Genomic DNA, 20,602 nt, shown 5'->3' with positions numbered 1-20,602 from the left:
CGCGATGGGTGCACAATTCCTGGCCGGAACCGACTTCGGGAGCGACCTGTTCGCGCGGGTGCGTCGGGCGGTGGGCCCCGGCAGCGGGCCGGCGGTGGGCCGCGGCGCGCCCGGCGACCCCGCGCTCTACCAGGCCGTCTCACTGCTGATCGACTACCCGACCGCCGAGCTGATCGACCGGCTCCCGCTCGTCCGCGAACTGGCCGAAGAGCGGGGCGCCGTCGCGCGGCCACTGCTGGGTCTGGTCGACCATCTGGAGTCGACCCCCCTCGACGAGCTGCAGTCGGAGTACGTCGAGACGTTCGACATGCGGCGCCGCTGCTGCCTCTACCTGACCTACTACCGGTACGGGGACACCCGCAAGCGCGGCACCGCACTCGTCGACTTCATCGAGACGTACAAGGCGGCCGGTGCCGAACTCGGGGCCGGGGAGCTCCCCGACCACCTCGGCGTGGTCCTCGAGTTCGGTGCGCAGTGCGATCTCGACGGCTGCCGTGCGCTGCTCGTCCAGCACCGCGCCGGTCTCGAGTTGCTGCGGATCTCGTTGGCTGACCGCGGCTCGCCCTGGACCGGCGCGCTGGAGACCGTCTCGGCCACCCTCCCGGCTATCGGCGGGCACGACCGCGACGCCGTCAGCAGACTCGTCGCCCAGGGGCCTCCCGACGAGGAAGTCGGCCTGGAGGCGTTCACCTCCTCGTCCTACCTGGAAAGCGGGGCCCGGCCATGATCGGAACGACTGCAGCCGAGGTGACGATCCCGGACATCTTCCTCTGGGTGATCCTGCCGTACGTGTGCCTGGCGATCTTCGTCGTGGGCCACTGGTGGCGGTACCGCTACGACAAGTTCGGGTGGACCACCCGTTCCAGTCAGCTCTACGAGTCGCGCCTGCTCCGCTGGGGCAGCCCCCTGTTCCACTTCGGCATCCTCTTCGTGGTCGGCGGCCACATCATCGGCCTGGTCATCCCGAAGTCGTGGACCGAGGCCGTGGGCATCAGCAACGACGCCTACCACTGGATCGCGGTGATCACCGGGGCGATCGCCGGCTTCTGCACCGTGGTCGGACTCGTGATCCTCATCTACCGTCGCCGCACGGTCGGGCCGGTCTTCTCCGCCACGACCGTCAACGACAAGGTCATGTACGTCTTCCTGGCCGCGACGATCTTCCTGGGCATGGCCAACACCATCGTCGGCAACATCCTCAGCCACTACGACTACCGCGAGGAGCTGTCGGTGTGGTTCCGAGGCATCTTCTGGTTCCAGCCCGATCCGGCACTGATGCTGTCCGCGCCCATGTCGTTCAAGCTGCACGCGATCGTGGCGTTCCTGCTGTTCGCCATCTGGCCGTTCACCCGCCTGGTCCACGTGTTCTCCGCGCCGATCGGCTACCTGTGGCGTCCCTACGTCGTGTACCGGTCGCGTCCGGCAGGCCAGTTCGGCAACCGCCCGTACCGCCGGGGCTGGATGCGCGAGGACGTCGGCGACGTGAGCCGCGAGATCGGCGCCGGGCGGGCCCGGTCCGGATCGAGCCGCGTACCACGTCACTGAGGTGACCCGGTCACGCAGCCTCCCGACGCCCGCGCGACTGTCTCCGGGGTACTTCGCCATGGTCATGGCGACGGGGATCGTCGCCGTGGGAGCCGGGCAGCGGGGCTGGGAGACGGTGTCCGTGATCCTGATCGTGCTCACCGCGATCGAGTACGGGATCCTCGTGCTCCTCACCCTGTGGCGGCTGATCGCCTTCCGCGCCGAGGTCGTCGCCGACCTGCATGACTCCCGCACCGCGTTCCTCTTCTTCACGTTCGTCGCGGGGACGAACGTTCTCGCGGTGGCGCTCGCGGGGCGGCACCTGCTCGTGGCGTCCGTGGCGCTCCTCTGCGTCGGCGCGGCCGTCTGGATCGTGCTCGGCTACACGGTCCCCTGGATCGCGGTCCTGTCCCGCGACGAGCGCCCCGTGGTCGCGGAGGCCAACGGCACCTGGTTCATCTGGGTCGTCGCCAGCCAGTCGGTGGCCGTCGCCGCGGCGACCCTGGAGCCCCACTTCGAGTCGGCCCGCGACGCCCTCGCGATCGTGGCCGTGGCGTCCTGGTCGGTCGGCGTCGTCCTCTACGTGGCGTGCGCGGTGTTCGTCTCGCTCCGGCTCATGCTCTACCCGCTGGATCCGCGGGAGCTCGATCCCCCGTACTGGGTCTCGATGGGGGCGGTGGCGATCACCGTCGTCGCCGGCGCACGGATCGTGGAGATGGCCAGCGCCCCGATGGTCGACGCCGTGCGAGGACTCGTCGCGGGCCTGGTCGTGGTGTTCTGGTGCTTCGCCACCTGGCTCATCCCGGCCCTGGTGGCGGTGGGGGTGTGGCGTCACGGGATCAAGAGGGTGCCGTTCCGATTCGAACCCACCTGGTGGTCGATCGTCTTCCCACTCGGCATGTACGCCGTCGCGGGGATGTACCTCGGGCGGGCCGACGACCTGCCGATCGTCGCCTGGATCGGCGAGACGTGGATGTGGGTCGCGGTCGCGGCCTGGCTCATCGCGCTCGTCGGCATGATCCGATCCAGACTCCCGCGGGTCACGCGGGTCCCGACATGACGGGCCGGAGTGGCGGTGCCGAACCCGCCCCGCCGTCAGGGGCGGGACGGGTCGAACCGTCAGCGCCGGCGGTTGCGCATCTTCTCCGCGAACTCGCGGGCCTTGCGCTGGTTCTCGGGCTTCGAGGCCTCGCGCTTGACCACCTGTACGGCCTTGAGCGCGATCCCGCTCCTCAGTGCATTGCGTAGGAATGCCATCGTGTACCTCCATGTCCGGGGGCGCCAGTCTAGAGTCGGTGGGCCCCTACCGCGACCGGCCGAGAGTGGAGTCCGAGGAGTACGGATATGAGAAGTGACGGCGACGCCCTGTGGCGCATCCTGTCGACCCGCCGCGACCATCGTCACTTCCACCCGACACCGGTCGCGCGGGAGACCATCGAGCGACTGCTCGAGGTCTTCGCGGTCGCGCCGAGTGTCGGACTGAGCCAGCCGTGGCACGTCACGGTGGTCGAGGACCGCGCCGTACGGGAATCCATCCACTCCGGCTTCCGCGCGGTCCGCGCCGCCGAGGCCGAACGGTTCGGCGGCGAACGCCGCGAACTGTACGACTCGCTCCGCCTGGAGGGCATCCTCCAGGCGCCCGTGGGCCTGGTGGTCAGCCATGTGCCGCCGCCGGGTCCGATCCTCGGGACCACCAGCGTCCCGGCGGCGACCGAGTACAGCGTGGTCGCCGCGATCACCCTGTTGTGGCTGGCGGTGACGGCGGAAGGCCTCGGTATGGGATGGGTGAGTCTCGTGGAACCCGGCCATCTCTCCGACAGCGTGCGGCTTCCGCCGGGCGCACGCCCTCTGGCCTACCTGTGCCTCGGGCACCCTGCCCTGGAGCTGGACGAACCACTGTTGCAGACCGTCGGGTGGGGACGTCGTTCCCCGCTGTCCGTCGACTGGGTCTGACCACGCCGGGGGACCGGGGTCAGGCCCGCTCGACCCCGACCTCGATGACGGTCCCCCACGGGTCGTCGAATCGCAGGACCGCGCCGTCGTGACGTGTCTCGATCCGGTGGTCGGCCAGTCGCTCCCGCAGTGCGTCGACATCGTCCGCGGTGGGCAGCTCGATGTTCACCAGGCCCAGGCCCAGGGCCGCCGCGCGCGGGCCGGCGCCGGCCGTGCCCCAGGTGTTGACCGCGATGTGATGGTGGTACCCGCCGGCGGCGATGAACAGTGCGGAGCCGACGTCGCTCATCACCTCGAAGCCGAGGGCGTCGACGTAGAAGTCGCGGGCCGTCCCGATGTCGCCGACCTGGAGGTGGACGTGTCCCAGCGTCGCGGACGCCCCGATCGACGAACCCGCGACCGGCGGGGTGAGGTGCGTGCGCAGGAAGGCGTTGGGGTCCAGCGGGTTGGTGGCCACCTTCAGCAACCCGTGGGGCTCGGTGGCCCAGGTGTCGCGGGGCCGGTCGGTGTACAGCTCGACACCGTTGCCCTCGGGGTCGTCGAAGTAGAACGCCTGACTGTAGAGGTGATCGGCGCTGCCGGTGAAGGATCTCGGCGCATGCCGGGCGACCGAGGCGACGGCCGCGGCCAGCGACGGCTCGTCGTCGAACAGCACCGCGGTGTGGAACAGTCCGGCCTGCCCCTGCCCGCGCGGCGGCAGCTCGGGCATGCGGCGCATCCGCACGATCGGTCGACCCGCCCGGCCGAGCACGGCGGTCTCGCCGGCCTGCTCGAGCACGTCCAGGGCCACGCCGTCGGCGTAGAACGCGATCATCGAGTCCAGGTCCCGGACCAGGAGTTCGACCGCACCCATGCGCGTGTCGGCCGCGAGCAGGTCGTCGGCCGGGCGCTCGGCCAGGCTGCGGGGATCGGGGTTCTGGACGTAGACGGGCATGGTGCCCTCCTTGCTCTCGGCATCGCGGTTGCGTGATGTGTCATCTATATCAACCGGCCCACCCGCTCGCCTATTCCGTGATGCGTCACCCACCCCCGCGGGACCGCCGGCCGGGGCGCCTACTCCGCGGCGTCTACTCCGTGACGTCGAGGAAGCCCGCCGCGCCCTTCTCGGCGTCGGCGAACGAGTGGTCCACGAACGTGTAGCGCCCGGGCTCGACGAAGGTCATCTCCACGAACCCGCCCTGCGACGGGGCCAGGTCGAGCGCCTGTGCGCCCCCGTTCCCACTGCCGAAGGCGTCCCGCCCGTCCCGCAGCAGGTAGGCGCCCTCCTTGTACACGGTGTCGAACTGTGAGCCCACCACGTGGAAGCTCGTCCCGTCACTCGGTCCGGCCGCCACCACCCACACGCGCACGGTCTCGCCGACCCGGGCGGTCAGCGGGTCCCGCCGGTACTGGGTCGCGTGCCCGTTGAACATCACCAGGTCGGGCTGCCCGGCCGCGATCTTGCCGGAGTCGAACGGCTCGTCCTCGGCACCGAGGTACGACTCGGACTGGACCAGGGCGTACTCGCGGTCCACCTCGGTCAGGCCCGGCGGGTCCACGATGAGCGCGCCGAACATCCCCGCGGCGACGTGGCCGCTCATGGGCGCGGTCGCACAGTGGTAGAGCCAGGCGCCGGCCCGAGTCACGGTGAACCGGTACTCCAGCTCCTCGCCCGGCGGGATCGTCCGCATCACCTCGTCGGGACCGACGTCGCCGGCGTGGAAATCGATCGAGTGTCCGATGCTCCCCTCGTTGCGGAGGGTGACGATGAACGTGTCACCCACCGTGCCGCGGAGGGTCGGGGCCGGCAGCCCGCCGTTGTAGGTCCACACGGGCCGCACCACCCCGGGCGCGAGTTCGTCGGTGGTCTCCTCGACCGTGAGGGTGATCCGGTGTTCGCGGCCCGTCGGGGCGGGCGCGAGGGCCGGGTCGCGGGTCACGAACTCGTCGGAGGGCGGGGCCAGCACATCGATCGCCTCGGCGGGGGCGATGCCCGCGGCGCCCCCGGCCCCACCATGGGCGTCGTCCCCGGCGGCGGGATCACCGCCCTCGACCCGGACCTGGAAGGTCATGCCCATCGCTCTGTGCCCGGCGATCGTGCACCATCCCTCGAGGGAACGCCCGACCACGCCGGCGTCCACCGTGGCGGTTCCGCCCGGGTCGATCCTGCCCGAGCCGGCCCCGTTGGTCAGGTACAGGTCGTGCACCGTCGTGTCGTCGTCGTTCGTCAGTTCGATCACCAGCCGGTCGCCGGCGGGGACCGTCACCGTGTTCGGTTCGAACCTCATCCCCACCGCCGTGACCTCCACGGTCGTCGTGCTCCCGGTCGGGGTGACCGACGCGGCCTGACCGGTGCGGCGGAGTGGCGAGGACGGGTCGGCGGCGAGCGCGGCCCCCGTGGCGAGGACCACCACCAGCGCGGCGGACAGCGCGCCGACCAGATTCCGCCGACGGCCGGGCGCGATCTCCGGCCGGGACGTGCCCGGGGTGACGCGGGCGGGCTTCTCGCCGGCCTCGCGGGCCGCGGCCGCGCCCCGGATGACGGCCAACTGCGCGCGGACGGCGCGGATCATCACCGGCAGGAACAGCGCGAACCCTCCGAACGCCAGCGTGGAGCCGACGACCCGGGTCCAACTGGTCCCACCGGGCACGAGGAAGACAACCAGGCCGGCGTTGACCAGGACGAGGCGGAAGGCGACCAGGCGGTTCATCTCCACCATCCCCGCCCGCACCGCCGCCGGACCACCCCGCATCACGGTGGGCATGAGGAAGCTCATCGCCCCGAAGAGGATCTGGGCGGCCGCACCGGCGAGCAGCGGGGTCGTCACCTGTCCCAGTTCGCCGATCCGGCCGGTCGCGACGAGCCACGTCGCCCACCCCAACGACACCGGCAACCACACCAGCCCACACGCGATACTCATCGAGGCGAACTCCCGCGGCGGCGCCGTGCGCGCGGTGCGGACGAGGTGGACCAGGTGCCACAGCACGGCCAGCAGGTACACGCCCAGTGCCGTGGCGGTCACCGGCGTCACGCCCGCGAGCGAGCCCGCCGCGGCCACCACCACCGCGACCGACATCACCCCCAGGGACCGGACCGCCGCCGCGTCCTGGCCGGCGGCCATGGGGGTGCGCAGTACCGTCGCCCAGAAGGTCACCAGGGTGGTCAGGACGGTGATCCCGACGAACCCCAGGACGTTGACCGCGAGGTGGAACGCGTGCAGGCGGACGGCCCACTCCCCCGGGACGCCGACCCCCATGAAGGCACCGGCCACCGCCCCGGCGGGCAGGAACGCGGCCGCCACGGCGTAGTACCGGACGATCGGCCGGAACCGGGTCGGTGCCGCCGCCCGCAGCTGACCGACCAGGTCCACGACGTACCAGGCCACCGCGCCGCCCACGACCGTGGCGCCGGTGACGATCGGGATCGGCCACGACCCGATCATGCCCACGACCAGGACCACGATCCCGGCGTTGAGCAGCATGATCCTGCGCACCTGGAGCGCGCGTGACGCCTCCGGGGGTCGCCGGTGCAGCAGGGTCTCGGTGAAGTGCTGGCCCCACACGAGGATCGAGTTGGTGAGCAGGCCGAGGGTGAAGACGTGGATGATCGTCCACGTCGCGGCGGGCACCCACCGGTGGACCACACCCAGCAGCACGAGGGCGATCATCCACAGCTGCACGGGCCGGGTCGCCCGGCGGTGCCACGACCCCTTCCGCCGGGACGGGGTCCGGGGCGCCGCGGTGTCCATACCGCCGAGTCTAGGTCCGCCCCCCGACCGCGCAGACGCCTACTGCGGCAGCGGGGCCAGCCCGGCGATCTCGAGGGCGCGACGGCCGCGGTCCGACGTCACCAACTCGAGGAACTCGCTCGCGGCCGCGCGCTCGGCCTCGGCGTCGGGGCCGTCCTCGGCACCCGGGATCCTGGCCACCGTGTACCGCGTCGTGCCGGCGTCCTGCGCCAGCTCCCTGTCGCGCTGGTCGACCTCGGCCAGCGCCACCCAGCCGTGGGACGCGGCGACATCGGTGCGGTAGACGATGCCCACGTCGAGTTCATGGTCCGCCAGGCGGGCCGCGAGCGCGCGCGAACTCGGATCACGGGGGACCCCCGGCGGGGTGGCCACGCCCGCCACGGCCAACAGCGACTCCGCCGCGCGACCGCAGGGGACGTCCAGCTCGCACAGCCCCACCCGCAGGTCGGGCCGTTCCAGGTCGCGGAGGCCGGTGACCTGGCGCGGGTTTCCGGACGGGACCGCGACGACGACGTGGTTGCGCGCGAACACCACCGGTTCGACCGCCACTCCCGTATCGACGAGCCACCGCATGGAGCCCTCGTCCGCGGAGGCGAACACGTTGATGTCGTCGCGGGCGGGTATCCCCTCGGCGATCGTGTCGGAGCGGCCCAGTTCCAGGCTCACCCGGACCCCGGGGTGCTCGTCCTCGAAGACGTCGATCATCTCGGTGAACGCCTCGGACAGGGACGGCGAGGCGGCGACCCCGAGGGTCATGACGCGGGAGTCGGGCTCCGGCTCGGCGCACGCGACGGTTCCCGAGCACGCCAGGACGAGAGCGAACGCGCTGACAGCCCGGCCCCGGTTCACCGATCAGCCTCCGGCGAAGGGAGGCAGCACGTCCACCTCGGAGACGCCGTCGATAGAGGCGTGGGGGTCGCGGGTCGTCTCCTCACCCACGAGGAACGACGACACCGTCACGATGCTGGCCAGCGGCTCACCGTGTCGCTCGCAGACCTCCCGCGCCAACTCCCCGACGGTCGTGGCCTGTGTGTGCAGCCGTTCGCGGGCGGTACCCGCGGCGTCCTCGGCGGCCGCGTAGTACCCCACGGTGATCACTCTCGGTGTCCTGCTCACGACGTCAACCCTATCCTCCGGCACTGACACGTCAACCACCTATGGCGCCCATCGACCGTCGCGGCCTGTGGAAGGCGGTGCCGCCGATGCCGTGTCCCGCCTGCTTGCCCCACATCGCGCCGCGCCAGACCTCGGCGATCTCGTGGTCGGGCGCGCCCGACCTCAGCACCCCGAGGACGTCCGTCTCGTCGTCGCTGAACAGGCACGACCGCACGGTCCCCTCGGCGGTGAGGCGGGTCCGGTCGCAGGCGGCGCAGAAGTTGCGGGTGACGGTCGCGATCACCCCGACCGTCGCGGGAGCATCTCCCACGGTGCGTCCGGCGACCCGCCACATCTCGGCCGGCGCAGACGGGTCCTCGCGCCCGGCGGGAACGAGGTCGAAGCGGGTGCCGAGGGAGTCCAGTACGTCCTGCGCGGTCACCATCTCGGCGCGCGACCACGTGTTGTCGGCGTCGAGCGGCATCTCCTCGATGAAGCGCAGTTGCACGCCCTCCGCCAGGGCCCACTCCAGCAGGTCGGGCGCTCCGGGCAGGGTCGCCCGCAGGGGCACCGCGTTGACCTTCACCGGGTCCAGGCCGGCCTCGACCGCGGCCCGGACGCCCCGCAGGACGGACGGCAGCCGGTCCCGGCGGGTGAGTTGGGCGAACTCGAGGCGGTTGACGGTGTCCAGGGAGATGTTGATCCGGTCCAGACCGGCCTCGACCAGCGCGCCGACCCGGTGTTCGAGCCCCACGCCGTTGGAGGTCATCGCGATCGGCAGGTCGGGGCACTCGGCCCGCGTGCCGGCGATGATGCGCTCGAGGTCGGCCCGCATGAGGGGTTCGCCCCCGGTGAAGCGGACCTCGTGCACGCCCAGCTCGCGGTGCGCCAGGGCGACCAGCCGGATCACCTCGTCAGCGGTCATCCGCGCGGCGTCCGGGATGGGCGGCAGCCCTTCCTCGGGCATGCAGTAGGTGCAGCGCAGCGAGCACTTCTCGGTCAGCGAGACGCGGAGGTCGCGGGCGACGCGGCCGAAGGAGTCGACGAGCAGCGGGGTGGCGGGGCGCGTGGAGGGGCTGCGGGTGTCCGGTTCCGTCACGGCGCCCACCTCCCTCCGCGGTCGCGTGTCTCCGAGTGTAGGGGGCACCGTCAGGCGGCGCGCGACCCCCCGTCCGGTCACCTATCCGCTGTGTCCCCGTTCGCGGCGCGCCCCTGTGGGGTGGGGACGTCCGGGGCGGGGACGTCCGGGTTCGGCCCCAGCAGCGTGAGCTCGTGGATCTCGTCGCGCTCGGCCTGGTCGCGCAGCTGTGGCGCGATCGCCCGTCCCAGGTGGTAACCCAGGACCACCACGAGGGTGCCCAGCGCGATGCCGCCGAGCTGGAAGTCGTCGGTGATGAGCAGGGTCGTGTCGCCGACCGCGATCACCACACCCGCCGCCACCGGCACCAGGTTGAGCGGGTTGCCGAAGTCGACCCGGTTCTCCTTCCAGATCTTGGCGCCGAGCAGGCCGATCATGCCGTAGAGCACCACCGTGATGCCGCCGAGCACGCCGCCCGGGGTCGCGGAGATCACGGCCCCCAGCTTGGGGGAACACCCCAGCACGATCGCGGTCAGCGCGGCCACCACGTAGGCGGCCGTCGAGTACACCTTGGTCGCGGCCATCACGCCGATGTTCTCGGCGTACGTCGTCGTCGCCGATCCACCGAACGAGGTCGCCAGCACGGTTCCCGCGCCGTCCGCGGCGAGGGCCCGGCCCATCAGGCCGTCGGTCTCGGTGCGGGTGATCTCGCCGATCGCCTTGACGTGCCCGGCGTTCTCGGCGATGAGCGCGATGACGCCCGGCACCACAAGCAGTACGAACGCCAGCGAGAAGTCGGGCGCGTGGATACCCACCACGCCGGCGGCCTCGTCGGTCATCGGCGGCAGCCCGATCCACGGCGCGTCCCACACTCCCGACCAGTCCACGCGCGGGCTCTCGGGCCCGGTGACCAGGTCGAGCACCCAGGACAGGACGTAGCCGAAGACCAGGGACAGGAAGATCGCGATCCGCCCGGCGAAGCCCTTGAGCCCCACGGTCATTCCGATCAGCACGATCATCACCGCCAGTGCGACCCACTGGTCCTGCGGCCAGTACGTCTCCGCCACCACCGGCGCCAGGTTGAAGCCGAGCAGCATCACCACGGCGCCGGTCACCACGGGCGGCAGGATCGCGGTGACCACGCGGCCGCCCACGACGTGCACGATCAGGCCCACCACCAGCAGCGTCGCGCCGGCGACGAGCATGGCGCCGGTCACCTCGGCGCTGGTGCCGCCCTGCGCGCGGATGGCGGCGACCGCGCCGACGAATGCCACCGAGGTGCCGAGGTAGCTGGGGACCTGCCCCTTGACCACCGCGAGGAACAGGAGGGTGCACACGCCGGAGAAGAGGATCGCCAGCTGCGGGTTGAGCCCCATGATGATGGGGAAGACGAATGTCGCGCCGAACATCGACACCACGTGCTGGGCGCCGATCCCGATGGTCCGCGGCCAGCTCAGCCGCTCCATGGGGGCGACCACCTCGCCGGGTCTGATGTTCTTGCCGTCGCCGTGTACCGACCAGAGACCCACTTCTTCCCCACTCTCGCTGCGTCCGGCCGCACTCGCGCGGACCGTAGGCACAGTACAACGCGGTTACGGTGGTGACATGACCTCCCTGCCCGACAGGCCGAGCCGCCCGTCCCCCGCCGAGTACCGCGAGCTCCTGCGTGCGCACCTGGAGCCGGTCCTCGAGCGGGCCGCCCGCAGTACGCACCTGCCGCTCGCGGCGTGCGCGGACTCGGTGCTCTCGGCGGCGTTGCGGGCGTCGGTCGACCTGCCGCTGTTCGTCAACTCGCAGATGGACGGGTACGCGGTGCGCTCCGCTGACGTGGCCGGGGCGGGACCCGACTCGCCGGCGCGGCTGACGGTGGTCGGGGCGGTGCACGCCGGTGACGGGCCGGGACCCGATGTCGACGACGACGAGGCCTGCAAGATCATGACCGGAGCGCCCGTCCCCCGGGGTGCCGATTGTGTGGTGCCCATCGAGGACACGACCGTGAGCGAGACCGACCCCACTGTCGTCCTGGTGCATGCGCCGCGGTCGCGGGGCGAGTTCATCCGTCGCCCGGGGGACGACGTCCGGGCCGGCGACGTGGTGATCGACGCCGGGGTGCGGCTGCAGGCGCGGCACCTGGCGGCGGCGGCCTCGCTCGGGGAGTCGGGACTCGACGTGCGGCCGCGGCCGCGGGTCGGGGTGGTGGCCACCGGCTCCGAGCTGGTGGCGCCGGGGCGGCCGCTCGCGCCCGGGCAGATCTGGGAGTCCAACTCGATCACCCTGGCCGCCGCGCTCAAGGCGTGCGGCTGCGAGGTCACCACGACGCTCATCAGCGGCGATGACCGCGCGGCGTTCACCTCGACTCTCGACGCGGCCGCCGGGGACGCCGACCTCGTGGTGACCGTCGGCGCGGTGTCGATGGGCGACGCCGAGGTCGTGCGCCAGGTGCTCGCCGACCGGGAGGGCGCCCGTTTCGCCCCGATCGCCATGCAGCCCGGCGGCCCGCAGGGGCTCTCGAGCTGGCGTGGCACTCCCGTGGTGTGCCTGCCGGGCAACCCCGTGAGCGCGATGGTGTCGTTCGTCGTGCTCCTGCGGCCGGTCATCCTCGAGGCCGTCGGCCGCGCGCCGATCCGCCCCGTCCGCGCCCGCCTGTCCCGCGACGTCACCTCTCCCGCCGGCAGGGTGCAGTACCTGCGGGCGGCGCTGGCCGCGGACGGCACTCCGGCCGACCCCGCCGACCCGACCGACGGGCCTCTGCCCACAGCCGATCCGGTCTCCGGCCCGGGGTCGCACCTCGTCGCCTCGATGGCCCGTGCCGACGTGTTGATCGAGATCCCCGCCGACGTCACCTCACTGGAGTCCGGCGCCGAGGTCGACGTCCTGCCGCTGTAGGGGCACGCCGTACAGTCCGGGGGAAGGTGCGTTGACCAGCCTGCGCACGTCGTACTTCGCCGCAGGCGAGAACGGGGGTCCCGATGCGTTCCGACGCCGAGTCGACCGAGGTGCAGACCGCGGTGCCGGACGAGGGCCTTCTCAAGTACCTCGTGTACACGAGTACGCCGACCAGGCAGATGGTGCCCGAGGACTTCGAGTCGATCCTGCGCACTGCCAGGCACCGCAATCGTCGCGTGGGGATCACCGGCATCCTGCTCTTCCGGGACGACTGCTTCATCCAGTTCCTCGAGGGCCCACCGGCCGAGATCGATGCCCTCCTGGACGACATCATCGCCGATGAGCGGCACCACCACCTCCGCGTGATCCTCACCGAGACGACCGTCGACCGCAGCTTCCCCGATTGGCGCATGGGATTCGGGACGCCCGGGGCCCACGAGCCGGCCGGCCTCCACGGCGTGAGCGACAGTTTCAACGACCTCGCCGCCGGTGCGGACGGGGGCACGGTGCGACGGGCGGCCGACGACGTGTCGACCTGGTTCAAGGCGAAGGAACACTCCGCCGCGTCCTGACCCGGCTCAGCAGACGGGTAAATGACGAGCGTCCGACGCACCCGCTACTAGCGGGATGTGCGCCGGACGCTCGTGCTCACCCCGGGTCAGATGTGACCCGGCGTGTCAGAACCAGTGTTTACGTCCACCGACCGCGCGGCCTGCCGCACCGAGGATGACGAGGATGACGCCGATCGCGATGAGCACGAGACCGATCGTCCAGAGGATGGGGATGTCCAAGAGGAATCCGAGGATCAAGAGAATTGCGCCAAGAATGATCATGTAGTCGTCCTTTCACCGTAATTTTTCAGGAACGACTGAGCGTACCCACGTCCCACAGAGTCCGCGACCGATCGCGCCCGGTCACGCCCGCGCCTCATCCTGTGCTGTCGAGCGCTTGCTGCCAGAAGTCGATCTCCAGCCGGGTGGCCGTGCGGAACACCTCGGTGAGCTCGTCGAGGCGGCGGTCGGTGAGTCCGCCCTCGGACAGCACGTCGAGCTGCTCGATCGCGGCGCGGGCGGCGGCGGTGAACTCCGCGCCCGAGTACTCGGAGATCCATTCGCCGTACGGGTGCTCGCCGTCGTGCTCGGCGAGCCGGGGCACCAGGTGCGCGCCGATCTCGGCGTAGCCGATCGTGCACGGGGCCAGCGCCACATGCAGGTCGAGCAGGCCCCCCGCCATGCCGGAGTCCAGCACGTACCGGGTGTAGGCGACGGTCGCCTGCTTCTCGGCGGCGGCCTCGAGTTCGGCACGCGGGATTCCCCAGCGGTCGGTGAGCCGCAGGTGCAGTTCGGTCTCCGCGAGGATCGCGCCGGTCGCCCGGTGGGCGGCGGTGATGTCGGCGAGGGTGCGGCTCTTGTAGGCGGCGAGCGCGTTGGCGCGGGCGAATTGCACCAGGAAGTGGAAGTCCTGCACCAGGTAGTCCTGGAACACCGCGAGCGGCAGGGTGCCCTGCCCGAGCTCGGTGACGAACTCGTGTTCGGTATAGGCCTCCCACTCTGGACGGCAGCGGTCTTTCAGGGTCTCGAACAGGGTCACTCGGCTCTCCCGTCGTGGGCGGACATCAGGCGGGCGACGATCGCGCCGTGAGGTCGAGCTCCCGGCCCGGTCCGCGTGTAGGTCTCGATCACCTCGAAGTCTGCCATCCGCAACTCCTCCGACAGGGCCTCAACCGACCAGCGGTAGGCCCCGGCCACGGCGTGATCGAACCGTTCGACCTCCGCACCGTGGAAGAACCCGAGCAGTAGTCCGCCGCCGGGGCGCAGACACCGCGCCATCCGCAACAGCGTCGGTCGCACGGTGGCCGGTTCGTGGTGGATGAGCGAGTACCAGGCGAGAATCCCCGCGACCTCGCCGGGCGACCGGGGTAGCGCGTCGAGGTCACCCACCTCGAATCGACACCCGGGATGAGCTCGGCGGGCGTGACTCACGAACTCCGGTACCTGGTCGACTCCGCGCACGTCGACGCCCCGGGCCGCCAGGTGGCCCGTCCAGTGCCCCGGGCCGCAGCCTGCATCGATCAGCGGCCCGTCGAGCTGATCCGCCCAGCGCGCGACCAGCTCGAGGTCCGAGGGGTGGACCGACGCGATAGAACCGAGGTGGTCGATGTACTCCTGTGCGCGGCTCGAATACGCCGCTCCGACCTCCCCGGTCACGACGACCTCCCCCGTCGGCGACTCGGCTGTACACCCTCCCACCGGCGGAAACTGCGGGAGAAGGTCGCGGTCTCGGAGTAGCCCAGCTCGGCGGCCACCTCGGCCACCGGGACGTCGTGCACCAGCAGCTCGAGCGCCCGCTGATGCCGCACCTCGTCGACCAGCGTCCGATACGAGGTCCCTTCCGCTCCGAGGTGGCGTCGCAGGGTGCGGACATCGACGTGCAGTTCCGCCGCCACGTCCGCCATCGACGGCCAGGTCCCGCGCTCGTGCCGGAGCCGGCTGCGCACCTGGCCGGCCACGCCGACCCGCGCGAGCCTGTCGGCGAGGAGCTCGCGGCACTGCCGCTCGAACACTCGCGCCGTGTTCTCGTCGCCCTGCGGCAGCTCGGCCTCGAGGGCCTGTCGCGAGACGGTCAGCCGGTTGCGCGCGGCGTGCGGCGTGACTGTGTCCGGCGCCAGGCCCCACGCGTGCCCGACCATCGCCGCGCTCTCCGGGCCGAGGGTCGTCTCGAGCGAGACCGGCCCCAGGTCGATCCGGGCACCGCGGAACGCCGCGGCCAACCCTGCCAGGTCCCGCTCCACGACGAAGGTGCGCACGTCGGCGGGGATCTGGTCGTCGGCGGCGACCAGGACCGCCCCGCCGTCCGGGCCGTCCACCTCGAGAGAGAACTGCACGTGGGTCGGGGACAAGGCGAGATAGGGGATCGCGCGATCGATCGCCGCCCGCACGGTGGGGCCCGCGAGCATCATGAAGCCGATGACGCCGGTCCGTCCGATGGTGGAGTGGGCACCGACGCCCGCCCCCAGCCCGGGCCGGTCTCCGAGGCGCGCGAGCAGGGTGCGGATCACCGTGAACTCCTGGTGCGCCCAGATCTGCGCGGTCTCGTCGTGGAGGTCGCCGGGATCGAGGCCCGTGCCGGCCAGGCACTCCGTCGTCGTCATCCCGTGGGCCAGCCCGCCCTCCACCATGATGCGGACGCCCTCGGTGCCCCGCGGCACCGCCCATACCGGCGAGGAGTCCATCGGCCGACCGTAGCAACACCGGGCGGCGGATGTCCGAAAATGCCAACTCTGCGCCCGTTTGCGACCTTTCCGCGCCCGCGTCGGGTGGCTAGCGTCACAGTCATGACTCTCGCCGCACGCGCAGGAACCGCCCAGTCAGCCGGCCCCACCGGCCTCGCCGACGAGATCCGGGCGCTGTACGCGCGGGCCAAGGCCGCCGTCGGCGAGGACGACCTGGCGCACATCCGCAACGTCACCGCCTACGGCCGGGCGATCGACGCCCGTCGCCGCGAGTTGCTGCGCGAGGGCGGGCCGCGGGCGATCCGGCGGGCCACGGCGCTGGAGATGATGTACCGGCTCATGCAGTTCTCCGAGCTCGGGCACAACATCGTCCACGGCAGCTACGACCACCTGCCCGGCAACGGCGACTATCACTCCGACCGTTACGAGTGGGACTTCAACGTGGACGTCGACCACTGGAAGACGATGCATCACGTGGGCCACCACCCCAATACGAACATCGTCGGCAAGGACCACGACCTCGGCTACAGCATCTTCCGCGGCAGCGCCGGACAGGACTGGTACGGCCACCACCTCGGTCAGGTGGCGCTCATCTCGGCGCTGGCGGCCGCGGCCCCGGCAGCGGCTCCGTTCTTCCTGGCCAACATCGCCCGCAAGGTTTCCGGCGACCCGTTCTTCAGCGCCTACACCCTGCGCTCGCCCGCCCGGATCGCCGGACGCGACCTCCGACGTCGCTTCGTCGACGAGCCGTTCCGCTCGGGGTGGAAGCCGCTGCCCACCCTGCTGGCCAACTACCTCGGCGGCGTCACCGGTTACATGGCGGTGCTGTTCCTGGTGTTCATCGAGCACCACGCCGGCGAGCTGGAGCTGTTCACCGACCCCGGCCCCGACGAGACCGCCGACCAGTACTACGAGCGGCAGATCCGGGCGACCCGCAACTTCCTGCCCAGCACGCAGATGGACGACGCCCTCGCGCGGGTCCTGGAGGAGGAGGTGCCGTTCGCCGATCGCCCCGACCTGCGGATCTTCTACGGCGGCCTCGACACCCACGTCGAGCACCACCTCTTCCCCGATCTGCCACCTTCGATGCAGCGCAGGATCGCCCCGGAGGTCCGGGCGATCGCCGCGAAGTACGGACTGCCGTACCACGAGACGCCGCTACTCGAGACGGTGCCGCTGATCGCCAAGACGCTCACCGGGCTGTCGGTCCCGTTCGGCGAGCGCGAGTTCGGCCGCCCCTCGACACTGTTGCGCGACCCCGCCTCACTCGTACGCCGCGTGCGCGCCGGGCTGTCCTACAGGCCCCTGCCCGAGTCGCCGTACCTGGACAAGCCGCGCTTCCACAACGTGCCGGTCAGGGTCCTGTCCGCGACGCCCGTCGCCGACGGCCAGGCCGTGTCGGTGCGGTTGGCCCGCCCGCGCGGCTGGGAGGACATCGGGTGGGATGCCGGAGCGTACGTGTCGCTCCGGGTCGCCGGCGGAGGCGATCGCGCCGGCGATGGTCAGGGCGGCGAGGAGTCGGTCCGCCAGTACAGCCTGGTCCGCGACAGTTCGGACGCGGAGGCGGATGCCGGGGGCGCCATGGAGATCTGCGTCAAGCGCGTCGAGGGCGGGCGGGTGTCCACCCGGCTCAACGACTCGTTGCGCGCGGGCGACCACGTGACACTGGTCGGCGTGCCGCAGTCCTCGGGCGACTTCCCGACGCCCTCGCCGGGTGCGAAATCCCTGCACATCGCCGGCGGGGTGGGGATCACCCCGATCATCAGTCTGTTGCGCCGCATCGCCCGCGACGCGCGCCGCGGCCAGCCCGACGGAGCCACCGGTACCCGCCCCGACGCGACGCTGCTGTACGTCAACCGCGACGACCGCTCGATCATCTTCGAGTCCGAACTCCGCGAGCTCGCCCGCGACTCCGGCATCACCCTGCACCTGTTCACCGATGCACCGTCCGCGCGCGAGGACCTCTCCACCTGCCGACTCGGCCCAGAGCTCCTGCAGCGCGTGGTCCCCGACGCCGCCGATCGCGAGACCTACGTGTGTGCCCCGGCCGCGCTCATCGACCTGACGCGCGGGTGGCTGCGTGACCTGGGCCAGCCGGCCGGGCGGTTCCACGCCGAATCGTTCACCGCGCCCGAACTGGACCGGCCCGACGACGACGGCAGTCGCTACACCGTCCGTTTCCGCCGCACCGGCACGGCGGTGGAGATCGACGGTGCCACCACCCTGCTCGAGGCGGCCGGCCGCGCCGGGATCGCCGTGCCCACCGGCTGCCAGCGCGGGCTGTGCAAAGCGTGTGTGACGCCCAAGCTCAGCGGCACCATCCGCGCGGAGGCCGCCGACCGTGCACCCGGCGCCGTCGCGCAGGAGCGCGTCACCGTCTGCACCGCGCTGGCCTGCTCGGACGTCGAGCTGGATCTCTAGTCGGCCGTCACCACTTCCCGCGCGTGTACTGCGGCGGGTACGGGGCCCGCCGCCAGTCCAGGCCGAGTTCGGCAGCCGCGCGCTGTGGCCAGGCGGGCTCGCGCAGTGCGGCGCGCCCGAGGAACACCACGTCAGCGCGCTCGTCGACCAGCAGCTGTTCGGCGTACTCCGGGTCACTGATGAGCCCCACGGCGCCCGCCAGGACTGCACCCGACGCGCGCACCTCCTCGGTCAGCGGCACCTGGTAGCCCTGCTCCAGTTCGACCGGCGGCCGGTCGGGGGTGTTGGCGGCCGAGGAGACGTCCACCAGGTCGACCCCGTGCTCGGCGAGCCGGCCTGCCAACCAGCGCGAATCCTCCGGGGTCCAGCCGCCGGGCACCCAATCCGTCGCCGAGATCCGGACGAACAGTGGCTTACCCTCCGGCCACACCTGCCGCACCGCGTCGCAGATCTCCAGCAGCAGCCGGGCCCGGTTGTCGCGCGAACCGCCGTAGGAGTCGTCCCGCTCGTTGGACAGCGGCGAGAGGAACTCGTGGATGAGGTACCCGTGGGCGGCGTGGATCTCCACGACGTCGAACCCGGCGTGGTCGGCTCGGCGGGCGGCGTCGGCGAACGCGGTCACCACCGCGCGGATCCCGTCGGCGTCCAGCGCCTCCGGTCTCGCCATGTCGCCGAACCCGATCGCCGAGGGCGCGACCGTCGTCCACGCACCCTCCTCGGGCGGAAGTGAGCCGACCGGGTATCCGGGCCACGCCCGGTACGCCGACGCCTTGCGTCCGGCGTGCGCCAGCTGGATGCCGATCGCCGCCCCCTGGGAGTGCACGAAGTCCACGATAGGAGCCCACGCGTCGCGCTGCGTGTCGTTCCACAGGCCGGCGTCCTCGGGACTGATCCGCCCCTCCGGCACCACCGCCGAGGCCTCCGCGAGGATCAGGCCGAACCCGCCCTGCGCCCGCGCGCCCAGGTGCACGAGATGCCACGGCGTGGGCACCCCGTCACGGTCCTCGCACGAGTACTGACACATCGGCGAGAGCCACGCCCGGTTCCGGATCTCGAGGTCGCGGATACGGATCGGTTCGAAGAGCATCGCCATGTCCGCGATTAAACCCGCACCCCGTGACGCCCCGCCTCGCCGCACCCCCGGAGCCCGCCGCACCCGGCCGACTACCGTGAACGGCATGACTGACGCGCCGACCGGACAGGGCTCACCACCCGAGCCGCAGCTCACCCACCTCGACGCCGAGGGCCGCGTGCGCATGGTCGACGTCGGCGACAAGGCCGTCACCACCCGGACCGCCACGGCCGAGGGGGTCTTCCGCACCCGCCCCGACGTCGTGACCATGGTCGCAGGAGACTCGCTGGGCAAGGCCGACGTCCTGGCCACCGCCCGCCTGGCCGGGATCGGCGCGGCCAAGAAGACCTCCGAGCTCATCCCGCTGTGCCACCAGATCCCGCTGAACTCGGTCAAGGTGAGCTTCGACCTCGACGACGAGGCCGGCGAGATCCACGTGCAGGCCACCGCCAAGACGACGGGCAGGACGGGTGTCGAGATGGAAGCCCTGACCGCCGTCTCGGTGGCCGGACTGACGCTGCACGACATGGTCAAGGCCGTCGACCCGCTCGCCACCATGGACGGGGTCCGCCTCGCCGCCAAGACGGGCGGCAAACGCGGTGACTGGACGCGAGAATCCGAGGAGGCGACCGGGAACGACGACGACGAGGTGGCGCGCGCGAACACCGGGCCCGCCGCGCTCGATTCCGGCCGAAGTGGTGTCGTCGTCGTCTCGTCCACCGCCGCCGCGCACGGCCACCGCGAGGACACCACCGGCCCCGCCATCGAGGGATGGCTCCTCGAGCGCGGTTTCTCGCCGGTCGAGGTGCACGTGGTGGCCGACGCCGACATCGCCACGGCCGTCACCGAGCACGTCCGCCGCTCCCCTGCGGTCCTATTCACCACCGGCGGCACGGGGGTCGCCCCCGACGACCGCACGCCGGAGGCCACCGCGCCGCACCTGGAGCTGGAGCTGCCGGGCGTCGCCGAGGCGATGCGGGCCCGCGGCCTGGCGGCCACGCCGACGGCGGCGATGAGCCGCGGGCTCGCGGGCTTCGCCGGACGTACCCTGGTGGCGAACCTGCCGGGCTCGACGGGCGGGGTCCGCGACGGGTTGGCGGTCCTCGACGACCTGCTCGAGCACCTGCTCGACGTCCACGCCCACGGAGGAGGACACCGATGAGCGTCTCCAGTCCGCTGGTGGACATCACCGACCGGGGGATCGATCCGCGCGAGGTCGAGAAGGCCGTCTGGACCAGCGCCGACGGGGCGATGGTGACGTTCTCCGGCGTCGTGCGCGACCACGACGGGGGCCGCGAGGTCCACGACATCGAGTATTCGGCCCACCCGACGGCCCGCGACACGCTCGCCCGGCTCTGCGACGAGGTCGCGGTCGAGCACACCTCGCCGGCCGATTCCGGGCGTACCGTCCGTATCTCCGCCGTCCACCGCGTGGGCGTGCTGCCGGTGGGCGAGGTCGCGGTGGTCGTGGTCGCCGTGGCGCCGCACAGGGCCGAGGCGTTCGCTGCGTGTTCCGAGCTCATCGAGCGTCTCAAGCACGGCGTTCCCATCTGGAAGCGGCAGCGCTTCACCGACGGCGTCTCCGAATGGGTGGGCGTCGGCGACTGCTGAGT

At 71.7% G+C, this 20,602-nt stretch carries 21 protein-coding genes; 9 read left to right on the top strand and 12 right to left on the bottom strand.

The features are described 5' to 3' along the window. The first annotated feature begins 4 nt into the window (after positions 1-4). From narJ to AC3DEV_RS15660, 3 genes are read left to right on the top strand one after another with little or no spacing between them, the layout of a single operon-like run. A complete protein-coding gene (gene narJ, locus AC3DEV_RS15670) occupies positions 5-727 on the top strand; it encodes a nitrate reductase molybdenum cofactor assembly chaperone (protein ID WP_488372693.1) in 723 nt (240 codons plus the stop codon). Further along, positions 724-1,545, top strand: coding sequence for a respiratory nitrate reductase subunit gamma (gene narI, locus AC3DEV_RS15665; RefSeq protein WP_119193031.1), 822 nt, complete (start codon positions 724-726; stop codon positions 1,543-1,545). The genes narJ and narI overlap by 4 nt, the downstream gene beginning before the upstream one ends. A 58-nt stretch (positions 1,546-1,603) precedes the next feature. Next, the gene (locus tag AC3DEV_RS15660; protein ID WP_488372703.1) at positions 1,604-2,584 is read left to right on the top strand and encodes a tellurite resistance/C4-dicarboxylate transporter family protein; all 981 of its coding nucleotides are present in this window, start codon (positions 1,604-1,606) and stop codon (positions 2,582-2,584) included. A 59-nt stretch (positions 2,585-2,643) separates the two neighbouring features. Here the strand turns inward: AC3DEV_RS15660 and AC3DEV_RS15655 are convergent, their stop codons facing one another. Then, complete coding sequence (locus tag AC3DEV_RS15655) at positions 2,644-2,781, bottom strand: hypothetical protein (RefSeq protein WP_167457859.1); 138 nt, start codon at positions 2,779-2,781, stop codon at positions 2,644-2,646. An 87-nt stretch (positions 2,782-2,868) separates the two neighbouring features. Between AC3DEV_RS15655 and bluB the strand changes: the two genes are divergently transcribed. Then, positions 2,869-3,477, top strand: coding sequence for a 5,6-dimethylbenzimidazole synthase (gene bluB / locus AC3DEV_RS15650; protein ID WP_488372692.1), 609 nt, complete (start codon positions 2,869-2,871; stop codon positions 3,475-3,477). A gap of 19 nt (positions 3,478-3,496) precedes the next feature. Here the strand turns inward: bluB and AC3DEV_RS15645 are convergent, their stop codons facing one another. The 6 genes from AC3DEV_RS15645 to AC3DEV_RS15620 form a co-directional block, all read right to left on the bottom strand. Then, positions 3,497-4,411, bottom strand: a complete 915-nt coding sequence (locus AC3DEV_RS15645) for a VOC family protein (protein ID WP_488372691.1) — start codon at positions 4,409-4,411, stop codon at positions 3,497-3,499. Positions 4,412-4,544: 133 nt separating this feature from the next. Continuing rightward, positions 4,545-7,205, bottom strand: a complete 2,661-nt coding sequence (locus AC3DEV_RS15640; RefSeq protein WP_488372690.1) for a multicopper oxidase domain-containing protein — start codon at positions 7,203-7,205, stop codon at positions 4,545-4,547. A gap of 39 nt (positions 7,206-7,244) precedes the next feature. Beyond that, positions 7,245-8,054: a molybdate ABC transporter substrate-binding protein gene (locus AC3DEV_RS15635; RefSeq protein ID WP_488372689.1), complete on the bottom strand. Its 810-nt coding sequence runs from the start codon at positions 8,052-8,054 to the stop codon at positions 7,245-7,247. A 3-nt stretch (positions 8,055-8,057) separates the two neighbouring features. Then, a complete protein-coding gene (locus AC3DEV_RS15630) occupies positions 8,058-8,321 on the bottom strand; it encodes a MoaD/ThiS family protein (RefSeq protein ID WP_227022118.1) in 264 nt (87 codons plus the stop codon). A gap of 31 nt (positions 8,322-8,352) precedes the next feature. Next, positions 8,353-9,408, bottom strand: coding sequence for a GTP 3',8-cyclase MoaA (moaA, locus tag AC3DEV_RS15625; RefSeq protein WP_374220856.1), 1,056 nt, complete (start codon positions 9,406-9,408; stop codon positions 8,353-8,355). 68 nt (positions 9,409-9,476) lie between these two features. Continuing rightward, positions 9,477-10,907: a uracil-xanthine permease family protein gene (locus AC3DEV_RS15620; protein ID WP_488372688.1), complete on the bottom strand. Its 1,431-nt coding sequence runs from the start codon at positions 10,905-10,907 to the stop codon at positions 9,477-9,479. A 76-nt stretch (positions 10,908-10,983) separates the two neighbouring features. On the opposite strand from AC3DEV_RS15620, the gene AC3DEV_RS15615 reads away from it, so the two are divergent. Then, the gene (locus AC3DEV_RS15615) at positions 10,984-12,264 is read left to right on the top strand and encodes a molybdopterin molybdotransferase MoeA (RefSeq protein ID WP_488372687.1); all 1,281 of its coding nucleotides are present in this window, start codon (positions 10,984-10,986) and stop codon (positions 12,262-12,264) included. An 83-nt stretch (positions 12,265-12,347) separates the two neighbouring features. After that, a complete protein-coding gene (locus AC3DEV_RS15610; protein WP_488372686.1) occupies positions 12,348-12,836 on the top strand; it encodes a BLUF domain-containing protein in 489 nt (162 codons plus the stop codon). Between the two features lie 105 nt (positions 12,837-12,941). Here the strand turns inward: AC3DEV_RS15610 and AC3DEV_RS15605 are convergent, their stop codons facing one another. The 4 genes from AC3DEV_RS15605 to AC3DEV_RS15590 all read right to left on the bottom strand — a co-directional run bounded on the left by AC3DEV_RS15605 (position 12,942) and on the right by AC3DEV_RS15590 (position 15,496). Next, complete coding sequence (locus tag AC3DEV_RS15605) at positions 12,942-13,097, bottom strand: DUF6131 family protein (protein WP_096906278.1); 156 nt, start codon at positions 13,095-13,097, stop codon at positions 12,942-12,944. Positions 13,098-13,191: 94 nt separating this feature from the next. Then, positions 13,192-13,854: a TenA family protein gene (locus tag AC3DEV_RS15600; RefSeq protein WP_488372685.1), complete on the bottom strand. Its 663-nt coding sequence runs from the start codon at positions 13,852-13,854 to the stop codon at positions 13,192-13,194. After that, positions 13,851-14,471: a class I SAM-dependent methyltransferase gene (locus AC3DEV_RS15595; protein WP_119193026.1), complete on the bottom strand. Its 621-nt coding sequence runs from the start codon at positions 14,469-14,471 to the stop codon at positions 13,851-13,853. Before AC3DEV_RS15595 ends, AC3DEV_RS15600 begins: the two co-directional genes overlap by 4 nt. Further along, positions 14,468-15,496 (bottom strand): AraC family transcriptional regulator, encoded by a 1,029-nt coding sequence (locus AC3DEV_RS15590; RefSeq protein WP_488372684.1) that lies wholly within the window; start codon positions 15,494-15,496, stop codon positions 14,468-14,470. The genes AC3DEV_RS15595 and AC3DEV_RS15590 overlap by 4 nt, the downstream gene beginning before the upstream one ends. Before the next feature lie 102 nt (positions 15,497-15,598). On the opposite strand from AC3DEV_RS15590, the gene AC3DEV_RS15585 reads away from it, so the two are divergent. After that, entirely contained in the window at positions 15,599-17,917 is a 2,319-nt protein-coding gene (locus tag AC3DEV_RS15585) for a fatty acid desaturase (RefSeq protein ID WP_488372683.1), read from the top strand. A gap of 7 nt (positions 17,918-17,924) precedes the next feature. On the opposite strand, the gene AC3DEV_RS15580 is transcribed toward AC3DEV_RS15585, so the two are convergent. Then, positions 17,925-19,010, bottom strand: coding sequence for an NADH:flavin oxidoreductase/NADH oxidase (locus tag AC3DEV_RS15580; protein ID WP_488372682.1), 1,086 nt, complete (start codon positions 19,008-19,010; stop codon positions 17,925-17,927). Positions 19,011-19,095: 85 nt separating this feature from the next. Between AC3DEV_RS15580 and moaCB the strand changes: the two genes are divergently transcribed. After that, positions 19,096-20,151 carry a bifunctional molybdenum cofactor biosynthesis protein MoaC/MoaB gene (moaCB, locus tag AC3DEV_RS15575; RefSeq protein WP_488372681.1) on the top strand — a complete coding sequence of 352 codons (1,056 nt, stop codon included), beginning with the start codon at positions 19,096-19,098 and terminating at the stop codon, positions 20,149-20,151. Then, positions 20,148-20,600 (top strand): molybdenum cofactor biosynthesis protein MoaE, encoded by a 453-nt coding sequence (locus tag AC3DEV_RS15570; protein WP_488372680.1) that lies wholly within the window; start codon positions 20,148-20,150, stop codon positions 20,598-20,600. Before moaCB ends, AC3DEV_RS15570 begins: the two co-directional genes overlap by 4 nt. The last annotated feature ends 2 nt before the right edge of the window (positions 20,601-20,602 follow it).

Source organism: Dietzia sp. IBK-p2-15D, from assembly GCF_057773105.1.
Note: the sequence above shows the minus strand (reverse complement) of the source record. Positions and strands in the feature narration are given on the sequence as shown.

Coding starts and splice junctions, on each gene's coding strand:
- AC3DEV_RS15610 (WP_488372686.1), top strand. CDS start 12,348: ATGCGTTCCGACGCCGAGTCGACCGAGGTGCAGACCGCGGTGCCGGAC.
- AC3DEV_RS15570 (WP_488372680.1), top strand. CDS start 20,148: ATGAGCGTCTCCAGTCCGCTGGTGGACATCACCGACCGGGGGATCGAT.
- AC3DEV_RS15645 (WP_488372691.1), bottom strand. CDS start 4,411: ATGCCCGTCTACGTCCAGAACCCCGATCCCCGCAGCCTGGCCGAGCGC.
- AC3DEV_RS15660 (WP_488372703.1), top strand. CDS start 1,604: ATGGTCATGGCGACGGGGATCGTCGCCGTGGGAGCCGGGCAGCGGGGC.
- AC3DEV_RS15580 (WP_488372682.1), bottom strand. CDS start 19,010: ATGGCGATGCTCTTCGAACCGATCCGTATCCGCGACCTCGAGATCCGG.
- AC3DEV_RS15590 (WP_488372684.1), bottom strand. CDS start 15,496: ATGGACTCCTCGCCGGTATGGGCGGTGCCGCGGGGCACCGAGGGCGTC.
- bluB (WP_488372692.1), top strand. CDS start 2,869: ATGAGAAGTGACGGCGACGCCCTGTGGCGCATCCTGTCGACCCGCCGC.
- AC3DEV_RS15655 (WP_167457859.1), bottom strand. CDS start 2,781: ATGGCATTCCTACGCAATGCACTGAGGAGCGGGATCGCGCTCAAGGCC.
- AC3DEV_RS15585 (WP_488372683.1), top strand. CDS start 15,599: ATGACTCTCGCCGCACGCGCAGGAACCGCCCAGTCAGCCGGCCCCACC.
- AC3DEV_RS15605 (WP_096906278.1), bottom strand. CDS start 13,097: ATGATCATTCTTGGCGCAATTCTCTTGATCCTCGGATTCCTCTTGGAC.
- moaCB (WP_488372681.1), top strand. CDS start 19,096: ATGACTGACGCGCCGACCGGACAGGGCTCACCACCCGAGCCGCAGCTC.
- narJ (WP_488372693.1), top strand. CDS start 5: ATGGGTGCACAATTCCTGGCCGGAACCGACTTCGGGAGCGACCTGTTC.
- AC3DEV_RS15640 (WP_488372690.1), bottom strand. CDS start 7,205: ATGGACACCGCGGCGCCCCGGACCCCGTCCCGGCGGAAGGGGTCGTGG.
- narI (WP_119193031.1), top strand. CDS start 724: ATGATCGGAACGACTGCAGCCGAGGTGACGATCCCGGACATCTTCCTC.
- AC3DEV_RS15615 (WP_488372687.1), top strand. CDS start 10,984: ATGACCTCCCTGCCCGACAGGCCGAGCCGCCCGTCCCCCGCCGAGTAC.